The sequence below is a fragment of the Embleya sp. NPDC005971 genome (assembly GCF_040629175.1).
Taxonomy (GTDB): Bacteria; Actinomycetota; Actinomycetes; order Streptomycetales; family Streptomycetaceae; genus Embleya.
Map to the genome: position 1 here is coordinate 38,197 of NZ_JBEXUX010000072.1, position 10,037 is coordinate 48,233.

Genomic DNA, 10,037 nt, shown 5'->3' on the forward strand with positions numbered 1-10,037 from the left:
CGCGGCACGGGGCCGGCTACCGGTGCGCGAGCATCCGGCCGGCGTCGCCGCGGTCCGCGCGGCCCGGCTCCGGGGCGGGCGGGGCGTCCACGAACGGATAGCCGAGCAGAGCCCGACGAAAGGCCTTCTCCGCGATGGCCGGCAGGTTCGAGGGGGCCAGCGCGGAGGGAAAGGCCATCGTCACCGGCAACGGTCCGGGCGGGGCGGGCAGCCCGGGACGCACCGCCTTGGGCAGGTCCCACAGTTCGTCCCCGTTGGCCACCAGGCACGCGACCCCCAGACCGGCCTTCGCCGCCGCGCGCAGGCCGACCAACTCGGGGCCCTCGTAGGAGATCCGCCACGGCACGTCGCAGGCGTCCAGCGCGTCCACGATCCGGGCGCGCATGGTGCACGGCTCGGTGAACAGGGTCAGCGGCAGCGCGGCGTTCTCACCGTGCGCCGGCTGGCCGAACCAGTCCATCCGCAGGTGGCCGAGTCCGCGACTGGTGGCGACCGTTACGTCCGAGCGGGTCTGCAGGAGCAGCGCCAGGTCGAGTTGCTCGGTGGCCACCTGGGTCTCCAACACCTCGCTCAGGCCGGTGCGCACACTCACCTGCGCCTGCGGCAACCTGCGGGTGACCAGCCGAAGGAACTCCGGTAAAGCCTCGGCGAGTTGATTGACGATCCCGATGGAGAGCCGTTCGTGCCCGGTGGCCGGTACGAAACGCTCCACCGCCTCGTCGTTGAGCGCGACGATCCGCCGGGCATAGCCGAGGAGTTCCTCGCCCTGCGGGCTGAGCCGCAGGTTGCGCCCGGTCGAGGTGAAGATCGGACCCTTGATCAGACCGTTGAGCTGCCGGATCTGCTGGCTGACGGCGGGCTGGGTGATGTGCAGAGCCTCCGCGGCCCGGCGGAAACCGCCGAGGTCGACCACGGTCAACAGAGCCCTCAGTCGATTGACTTGCAGGTCGTGATGCATTCTCCACTCACATCCATGAAGGGTCTTGCCACACACCTGACGCTCGGGTGGCAACGGGGCCAAGGTGATGCTGTGCGGCAACAAGATCTATAAACCTGACACATTGCACCCCACCGGCTTCCGTGCCTTCGGCGTCGTATGGCCGGCCGAAACCAGCCTACGGGGCGCCGGCAGGCCGTTCCACGGTACGTTTCACGTCTTCGGCATGAAGTTTTCACGGCCGAATGCGAATATGCCATCGCGTGGCATGATCCGGCGCCGAGCGGGCAGACGACGTGCGTCGTGCGCGATGCGCATACGGGCAAACGGGCATTCGGTGGGGACCGACACCACAAAACCGGGCGTTTGCCGACGCGGCGCCGACGGCCATTTCGTCGAGTATGCACCGGCCCGCGTTTCCGGAGGAATCACGCGCACTTATCCGGGTCATAAAAACACGCGTTCGACGGCGACCCCCTGCGGTGGAGATCGCGCCTAATGTCGATTACTCGGGCACCTTCCCGAGTTCGAATCCAGCCGAGGAGTCGCCATGCAGGGAGCCGCCGCCGCGCCCGCCGTCGAGCAGGGAGTCCGGGTCACGCTCGCCGACCCCGGGCTGCGCACCCGCAGTCCCGGCGAGGAATTCGCCTGGGCGATGGGCGGCGTGCCCGCCGCCGAGGATCGGGTGGTCCCGTTCCGGGCCCATCTGCCCGCGGTCTTCCCGCTGTTCGCGACCCGACCGCGCTACGCGGTGCGGCACCTGCTCAAGAGCGCGTCGGTGCCCGACCGTCGGGTGCCGTACGTGCACGAGCCGCCCGCCCGCACGCGCGCCGCGGCCGGCACCTCCTATCGCAGCACCCCCGAAGGGGCCTTCGTGCCGCGCCTGGAGCAGGCCGAACTCACCAACCTGACGGTGTCCGTACCGCTCCCCCGCGGGCTGCTCGACGAGCCCGCGCTGCTCGCGTCCTTCGTGGACTACCGCGTGCTGGTCCGGCTGTCCGTGGTGGAGAACGAGACGTTGCTGCACGGCAGCGAGGACAAGGCGATTCCCGGCCTGCTCACGCTGCCCGAGAGCCGGCAGGGCCGGCTCGGCGCGAACCTGGCCGAGGACCTGACCGGCGCCGCCGCCGAGGTCGAGGAGACCGGTGGTTCGTGCGACGGCATCGTCGTACACCCGTTCACCTACTGGGAGTTGGTCAAGACCGGCACGCTGGACCTGCTGGCCCGAGCGGGCGTGACCATCTCCCGGACCCGGATGATCCCGCGCGACCGGGTACTGCTCGGCGACTTCCGCGCCGCCGCGACCCTGCTCGTCCCGGACGTGGCCGCGCTCGCGCTGCGTCGCGGCGTCGGACCCGACGGCGGCGACGTGGTACAGGCAACCACCCGCGTGGGCCTGGCCGTTCACCTACCCCAGCACTTCCTGCTGCTCACCCGCGACTGAGAAAGGAGTGTGCTCGCGATGGCCGACCGATCCCCACGCGTGTTGTACATCACCGGCTGGATGCGCAGCGGCAGCACGCTCCTGGGCAACATTCTGGGCGAACTGCCCGAAGTCCGGCACGTGGGCGAACTGCACTACCTGTGGCGCAACGGCGTGCTGGGCCGGGGCAGCAACTCGACCTGCGGCTGCGGCGCGAGCCTGCGCACGTGCCCGCTGTGGTCGGGTGTGCTGGAGGAGAGCGACGGCACCGGGCCGGAGGCGACCGCGCGACGCACGGCCATGCGACAACACGCGCTGCTGCGCACCCGGCACGTCCGCACCCGGCTCGCCGAGGCCCGCGGACAGGTGCCCGCGGCCCCGGGAGTGGACGAACTCCTGGACCGCACCGCGCGCATCCATCGCCGGCTCGTCGACGAGGGCGCCGGCCGGCTGATCGTGGACGGCTCGAAGTATCCGGCGGAGGCGGCCGCGTTGCTCGGCCACCGCGACCTGGACGTGCGCGTCCTGCACATCGTGCGCGACCCCCGGGCCACCGCGCTGTCCTATCGGCGGGCCAAGCAGTACATCGACCCGATGAGCCCGGTCCGCAGCAGTGGCTACTGGAACGCCTTCAACCTGGCGTCCGAACTGGTCGGTGCCACCGCCGTGGGCCGCTACCTGCGGGTGCGCCACGAGGACCTGTGCGCGCGGCCCGCGGACGTACTCACCGACGTGCTGCGCTTCGCCGGACTCGACGACGAGCCGCCGGTCGACGCACGGGGCCGGGTGCACCTGGGCGGCAACCACACCGTCACCGGCAACCCGGATCGACTGCGGCAGGGCCTCACCGAGATCCGTCCCGACGAGCGGTGGCGCACCGAACTGGCTCCGCGCGACCGGGCCACCGTCACCGCACTGACCGCGCCGCTGCTGCGCCGCTACGGCTATCCCCTGCTGCCCGGGCACGGCGATCGGGCGCACCCGACGAAGGCACCGGCGGAGCCGGTCCCGGCGACCGCCGCCGAGCAACGATAGGAGCCGACCGTGGATCTGGGACTCGATGGCCGCGCCGCGCTCGTCGCCGCGGCCGGCAGCGGGATCGGTCTCGCCGTCGCGCGTGCGCTGGCCGCGGAGGGCGCCGACGTGTCGATCTGCGGACGGGACCCGGACAAACTGGCCCGCGCCCGGGAGGAGATCGACGCGTGCGGCAAGGGCCGGGTGCTGGCCGACTCGATCGATCTGCGCGACGAGGAGGCCGCCGCGGGCTGGGTCCGGCGCACCGCCGAGGAGTTCGGTGCCCTGCACATCGTGGTGAGCAACTCCGGCGGTGTGCCGTTCGGCCCGGTGGAGAGCTTCACCGTCGCGCAGTACCGACAGGCGGTCGACGGCAACCTGCTCCCGCACGTGTCGCTCGCGCTCGCCGCGGCGCCGTACCTGACCGCGGCGGGCTGGGGCCGGATCGTGATGATCACCTCGGAGTCGGTGCGCCAACCCCACCCCGGCAGCGGGCTCTCCTCGGTGGCCCGGCTCGGGGTGCTCGGCTTCGCCAAGGGCCTGGTGCACACGTTCGGCGCGGCCGGGGTGACCGTGAACGTGCTGGCCCCCGGTTTCCACCGGACACCCATCCTGGACGTGCAGTACGGCGACCGGGTCGAGGAACGGCTCGCCGAGGTCGCCCGGGACATTCCGCTGGGCCGGATCGGCCGGGCCGAGGACCTCGGCGCGTTGGTCTGCTTCCTGGCCGCCGAGCAGGCCGGGTACGTCACCGGCTCGGTCGTGGTGGTGGACGGCGGCAACTCGCGGGGAATCGGCTGATGTCGGCGCCCGCGTCCGGGCCCGGGGCGGATACCGCCGGCACCCGCGCCCGGTCGGCGCAACCCTGGGCGCGCACCTTCGCCGGCGTCCTGCTCGCCCTGTTCACCTCCTTCGTCGCGATCGGCGCGGCGATCACGCTCATCCCTCGACTGGTCACCCGGGAACTGCACGGCTCACCCTTCGAGGTCGGCGTCGCGTTCACGGTCTCGGGCGTGGTGGCCCTGCTGGTGCGGCCGTACGCCGGGCGGCTGGCCCAACAACGCGGCTGCCGCCCGGTGATGACGCTCGGCGCGGCGCTGATCGTGCTGGTGGGCGGGCTGTACGCGCTGCCGCCGACCCTGTTCGGGTTGCTTGCGGCCCGGTTCGTGCTCGGTGTCGGCGAGGCCCTGCTGTTCACCGCCGGATCGGTGTGGACGGTGGCCCTGACCCCGGTCGACCGGCGCGGCCAGGTGGTCGGGTTCTACGGACTGGCGATGTGGGCGGGCCTGGCGGTGGGACCGGCGGTGGGCGAAGTGTCGTACCGGACCGGCTCGTACGGCGCGGTGTGGACGGTCGCCGCCGTGTTGCCCGCCGTCGCCGTCGCGGTGCTGATCCGACTGCCCGACGACACCCGCCGAGGTGTCGCGGCGTCCGCCCGGTTGTTGCCGCGCGCCGCGATCCTGCCCGGCCTCTCGCTCGGCTTCGGCGCGTTCGGATACGCGGCGGTGGCGAGCTTCGGGGCGCTGGCGTTGACGGACCGCGGGATCGGCAACGGTTCGCTGCTGATCAGCGTGTTCAGCGCGGCGTATGTGGGCGTGCGGGTGGTCGCGGGGCGGGTGCCCGATCGGGTCGGCGCGCTGCCGGTGATCGTGGTGTCCGCGTGCGTGGAGGCGCTCGGCCTGGTGCTGATCGCGTTCGCCGCGACGTTGTGGGTCGCGGCGGCCGGCGCGCTGATCGCCGGCGGCGGCTTCACCCTGCTGTATCCGGCGCTGGCGATGATCGCGATCGACACCCCGCCGGAATCCGAACGCGGCGCGGTACTGGGCGCCATCTCCTCGTTCTTCGACCTCGCGGTCGGCCTCGCCGGGCTGGTCGGCGGGCTGCTCGCCGAGGTCGGCTACACCGCGACCTTCCTGTTGGCCGCGGTCGCCGCGCTGGGCTCGCTGTACACCGGCACCGCCGCGGCCCGGCGCCGGGACCGGGCCCGGGCCTCGTGACGTGATCGACCCCCGCGCGTGGCCACACGCGTGCCGACCCACCGAAGGAGTCCTCGCATGTCCGCCGCACCGAGCGGGAGCACCCGCGCGCGCGACGCCGCCCTGTACGTGCTCAAGCTGGGCAGCGCGACGCTCGCGCACGAATCGCTCTACGACGAGATCCTCGCGCTGCGCCGTCGTGGGGCCCGGCTGCTGGTGATCGCCGGCGGCGCGGCCGGCATCACCGAGCACTACGCCCGGATCGGACGCGACGTGCGGATGTTGACGCTGCGCTCGGGCGATACCGTGCGCTACTGTCCGCCCGCCGAGCTGCCGCACCTGCTGGCCGCCTACGAACAGCTCACGCTGCCGCGCGTGGACGAGGCGCTGACCCGACGCGGCCTGTCGGTGTTCGCCGCCCCGGCCCGCACCGCCGGCCTCGTGCGCGCCACCGCCGTGGGCCCCCTGCGGGTGGTCGAGGACGGCCGCACCCGGGTGGTCCGCGATCAGCGCGTGGGACGCGTGAGCGGGGTCGACACGGCGCGCCTGACGGATTTGTTGGCCACCTTCGACGTGGTGTGCCTGTCCCCGCCGGTCGCCGATGCCGACGGGGGCGTGGCGCTGAACGTGGACGCCGACGTGTTGGCCGCCGAGGCGGCGAGGGCCCTGGACGCCGACCACCTGCGCCTGGTCACCGGCACGGCCGGACTGCTGGCCGACCCCGAGGCGGGGACCGGCACGCTGCGCGACCTGTTGCCCGGACAGGGACAGCGCTACGCGCGTGGCCGGATGCGGCACAAGGTCCGGGCCGCGGAGATCGCCCTCGGCGGCACCTGCGACGTGGCGATCACCGGTCCGCACACCCTCGACACCACCCGCGCGACCCGGTTCTGGCGTGCCCCCGCGCCCGACCCCGACCTCGAACTCCTGTCCCGGGCAGTGGAGTTGTCCTCGGTCTCGCACGACGAACGTGAACTCGCCGAGTATCTCGCCGGCTGGTGCGCGGCTCACGATCTCGATGCCCGGATCGACACGGCCGGCAACCTGGTGGCCACGCGCGGCACCGGCCCGCGCCGACTGCTGCTGCTCGGCCACCTGGACACCGTGCCGCACCGCTGGCCGGTGCGCTGGGACGGCGACGTGCTCACCGGGCGCGGCTGCGTGGACGCCAAGGCGAGCCTGGTGACCTACCTGCGTACGTTGGCCGACCTGGAAGTGCCGAACGACGCGCAGGTGCGCGTGATCGGCGCCGTGCAGGAGGAGATCACCGGCGCCGGCGCCTTCCACGCCCGCGACCACTACCCCGCCGACGCGGTCGTGATCGGCGAACCCAGCGGCGCGGGCGCGCTCACCATCGGCTACTACGGCCTGGTCAAGCTGCGGCTGAGCATGTCCGAACACACCGAACACACCGCCGGAAAGGGTGTACGCACGGCCGGTGATCGCATGGTCGAGGGACTGCGGGCGGTCCGCGCCGAGGTGGAACGACTGAACCCCGACGCGCTCACCGCGGTGCTGGGCGTCCACGCGCTCAACCGCGGCGACGTACAACGCGGCGAGGCGACGGTGGACGTGCGCGTGCCGCCGGGCCTGGCCGTGGACGACCTGCTCGCGGCGCTGCGCGCACTGCCGTTGGCGCCGATCGCGCTGGAGGTGGTCCGGGCCACCCCGGGGGTGTCCACCACGCGCTCCAGCCCGCTGGTGAAGCTCTTCCAACGCGCGTTCCGCGCCGCCGGGACCACGCCGCGATTCCTGCTCAAGAAGGGCAGCAGCGACATGAACACACTGGCCACCACCTGGCACGACATCCCCATGGTCGCCTACGGCCCGGGAGACTCCAAGCTGGACCACACCCCGCACGAACGGCTGGACGCGGCGGAGTTCCGCGCGGCGGGCACGATCCTGACCGCCGCCGTCCGAGCGTGGTGTGCGTCGTGACCACACCCGCGTACTGCACCTGCCGGCCGGGTGCGACCGTCTGGCTCACCGGGCCGCCCGGCGCGGACCGGGACCGGCTCGCCCGAGCCGCGGCCCGCTCGTTGCGGCGCGCCCACCGTCGGGTGGAGATCCTGAGCGATGCCGCCCTGGACCGCGTCGTCGGCACCGACCCGACGCCCTCCGGCGCCGATCGCCGTGGGCAGGCGTTGCGGATCGGCCGAGTCGCACACGTCCTGGCCCGCAACGGCACCACCGTGCTGGTGACGGTGCCCGCCCCCGACGCGGCGACCCGGGCCCGGGTGCGGGCCTGGCACCTGGAGAGCGGGACCCGCTACCTGGAGGTGCGGGTGGGCGCCGACGCGGACTCGACCGGACCGTCGACCGCGGCGGACCCGGCGCACGGATCCGAGGCCGCGGCGACGCTGCGCGCACTGCTCATCGAGGAGGGATCGGCATGACCGTCGCGGCGAACCGCGCCGACGGCACCGACAACGGGTATCCGTTCGCGCACCTGGAGGCGATGGAGTCCGAGGCGGTGCACATCCTGCGCGAGGTGGCCGGGGAGTTCGAGCGGCCGGTGATCCTGTTCTCCGGCGGCAAGGACTCCATCGTGATGCTGCACCTCGCGCTCAAGGCCTTCGCGCCGGGAGTGCCCCCGTTCGCGCTGCTGCACGTGGACACCGGCCACAACTTCCCCGAGGTGCTGGAGTACCGCGACCGCACGGCGGCCCGCCACGGACTGCGCCTGCACGTGGTGTCCGTCCAGGAGTTCATCGACGCCGGCGAACTGCGCGAGCGTGCGGACGGCACCCGCAATCCGCTCCAGACCGTGCCGTTGCTCGACGCGATCGAACGGCACGGCTTCGACGCGGTGTTCGGCGGCGGCCGGCGGGACGAGGAGAAGGCCCGGGCCAAGGAGCGGGTGTTCTCGCTGCGCGACGAGTTCGGCGGCTGGGATCCGCGTCGGCAACGGCCGGAGTTGTGGCAGCTCTACAACGGGCGGCACGCGCCGGGCGAGCACGTGCGGGTCTTCCCGCTCTCCAATTGGACCGAGCTGGACATCTGGCAGTACATCGCCCGGGAACGCATCGAACTCCCGGCCGTCTACTACGCGCACGAGCGCGAGGTCTTCCGCCGAGCCGGCATGTGGCTGACGCGGGGCGACTGGGGCGGCCCGGGCGAGGACGAGCCGACCGAGCGCCGGCGCGTGCGCTACCGCACGGTCGGCGACATGTCCTGTACCGGCGCGGTGGACTCCGACGCCGACACCGTCGAGAAGGTCGTCGACGAGATCACCGCGTCCCGCCTGACCGAGCGGGGCGCCACCCGGGCCGACGACAGGATGTCCGAGGCCGCGATGGAGGACCGCAAGCGAGAGGGCTACTTCTGATGAACGTCGACACACTGCGCTTCGCCACCGCCGGCTCCGTGGACGACGGCAAGTCCACCCTGGTGGGCCGACTCCTGCACGACTCCAAGTCGATCCTGGCCGATCAACTGGAAGCGGTCGAGCGGGCCTCCTGCGACCGGGGGCGGCACACACCCGATCTGGCCCTGCTCACCGACGGCCTGCGGGCCGAGCGTGAGCAGGGCATCACGATCGACGTGGCCTATCGCTACTTCGCCACGCCCCGCCGCCGGTTCATCCTCGCCGACACTCCCGGGCACGTGCAGTACACCCGCAACATGGTCACCGGGGCGTCCACCGCCGAGCTGGCCGCGGTGCTCGTCGACGCGCGCCACGGCGTGGTCGAACAGACCCGGCGACACGCCGCCGTGGCCGCGTTGTTGCGAGTCCGGCACGTGGTGCTCGCGGTCAACAAGATGGACCTGGTGGACTGGTCCGAGACCGTCTTCGCGGGCATCGCCGACGAGTTCGGCGCCTACTGCGCCGCGCTCGGGGTGGCCCGGGTCACCGCGATCCCGGTCTCCGCGCTGACCGGGGACAACGTGGTGGAGCCGAGCGAGGCGATGCACTGGTACAGCGGGCCGACCCTGCTCGAACACCTGGAGACGGTACCGGTGACCCGGGACCCGGACGGCGACCCGACACGCTTCCCGGTCCAGTACGTGATCCGTCCGCAGACCGCCGAGCTCCCGGACTACCGGGGCTACGCGGGCCAGATCGCCTCCGGCGTGCTGCGGGTGGGCGACCGGGTCAGCACGCTGCCGTCCGGCGGCGTCAGCACCGTCGAGGGCATCGACGCTCTCGGCGAACCGGTGGCCACCGCGTGGGCGCCGCAATCGGTGACCGTCCGGCTGGCCGACGACCTGGACGTCTCCCGCGGCGATCTGCTCGCCCCCGAGGACACCGCGCCCGCCCCCACCCGCGACGTTCGGGGCACCGTCTGCCACCTGCACGAACGGCCGCTGACGCCGGGCCAACGGGTGCTGCTGCGGCACACCACCAGGACGGTGCGGGCGATCGTCGAGGAGATCCCCTCGCGGCTGAACCTCGACGACCTCGCACACCGGCCCTCCCCCGGTGAACTCGTCGCCAACGACATCGGCACGGTCGTGCTGCGCACCGTCGAGCCGGTCGTCCTCGATCCGTACGCGCGTTCCCGGCGCACGGGCTCGTTCCTGCTGATCGACCCGATCGACGGGACGACGCTGTCCGCGGGGATGGCCGAGACCCCGGCCTGACCGAGCAGGACACCCCCGCGCCCACGTACCGCCGTCCTCCAGCCGCAACCGCAGATACAGCCCGATCACCCCGATCGGACCGGCCACCAGGAACGGGATGCGC

Annotated in this window: 9 protein-coding genes; 8 read left to right on the plus strand and 1 reads right to left on the minus strand. The window is 72.7% G+C overall.

All coding sequences use genetic code 11. The features are described from left to right. Positions 1-16: 16 nt before the first annotated feature. A complete protein-coding gene (locus ABZ374_RS40060; RefSeq protein WP_360321621.1) occupies positions 17-958 on the minus strand; it encodes a LysR family transcriptional regulator in 942 nt (313 codons plus the stop codon). A gap of 529 nt (positions 959-1,487) precedes the next feature. Between ABZ374_RS40060 and ABZ374_RS40065 the strand changes: the two genes are divergently transcribed. From ABZ374_RS40065 to ABZ374_RS40100, 8 genes are read left to right on the plus strand one after another with little or no spacing between them, the layout of a single operon-like run. Beyond that, positions 1,488-2,381 (plus strand): family 3 encapsulin nanocompartment shell protein, encoded by an 894-nt coding sequence (locus tag ABZ374_RS40065; protein WP_360321624.1) that lies wholly within the window; start codon positions 1,488-1,490, stop codon positions 2,379-2,381. A gap of 18 nt (positions 2,382-2,399) precedes the next feature. Then, positions 2,400-3,395, plus strand: a complete 996-nt coding sequence (locus ABZ374_RS40070) for a sulfotransferase (RefSeq protein WP_360321627.1) — start codon at positions 2,400-2,402, stop codon at positions 3,393-3,395. A 9-nt stretch (positions 3,396-3,404) separates the two neighbouring features. After that, on the plus strand, positions 3,405-4,175 hold the full coding sequence (locus ABZ374_RS40075) for an SDR family oxidoreductase (RefSeq protein WP_360321630.1): 771 nt from the start codon (positions 3,405-3,407) through the stop codon (positions 4,173-4,175). Further along, positions 4,175-5,371, plus strand: coding sequence for an MFS transporter (locus ABZ374_RS40080; protein ID WP_360321633.1), 1,197 nt, complete (start codon positions 4,175-4,177; stop codon positions 5,369-5,371). Before ABZ374_RS40075 ends, ABZ374_RS40080 begins: the two co-directional genes overlap by 1 nt. 57 nt (positions 5,372-5,428) lie before the next feature. Further along, on the plus strand, positions 5,429-7,288 hold the full coding sequence (locus ABZ374_RS40085; protein WP_360321636.1) for a M20/M25/M40 family metallo-hydrolase: 1,860 nt from the start codon (positions 5,429-5,431) through the stop codon (positions 7,286-7,288). Further along, complete coding sequence (locus ABZ374_RS40090; protein WP_360321639.1) at positions 7,285-7,746, plus strand: adenylyl-sulfate kinase; 462 nt, start codon at positions 7,285-7,287, stop codon at positions 7,744-7,746. The genes ABZ374_RS40085 and ABZ374_RS40090 overlap by 4 nt, the downstream gene beginning before the upstream one ends. Further along, positions 7,743-8,678 carry a sulfate adenylyltransferase subunit CysD gene (gene cysD / locus ABZ374_RS40095; protein ID WP_360321642.1) on the plus strand — a complete coding sequence of 312 codons (936 nt, stop codon included), beginning with the start codon at positions 7,743-7,745 and terminating at the stop codon, positions 8,676-8,678. Before ABZ374_RS40090 ends, cysD begins: the two co-directional genes overlap by 4 nt. Continuing rightward, positions 8,678-9,934 carry a GTP-binding protein gene (locus ABZ374_RS40100; protein WP_360321645.1) on the plus strand — a complete coding sequence of 419 codons (1,257 nt, stop codon included), beginning with the start codon at positions 8,678-8,680 and terminating at the stop codon, positions 9,932-9,934. The genes cysD and ABZ374_RS40100 overlap by 1 nt, the downstream gene beginning before the upstream one ends. Positions 9,935-10,037: the final 103 nt, after the last annotated feature.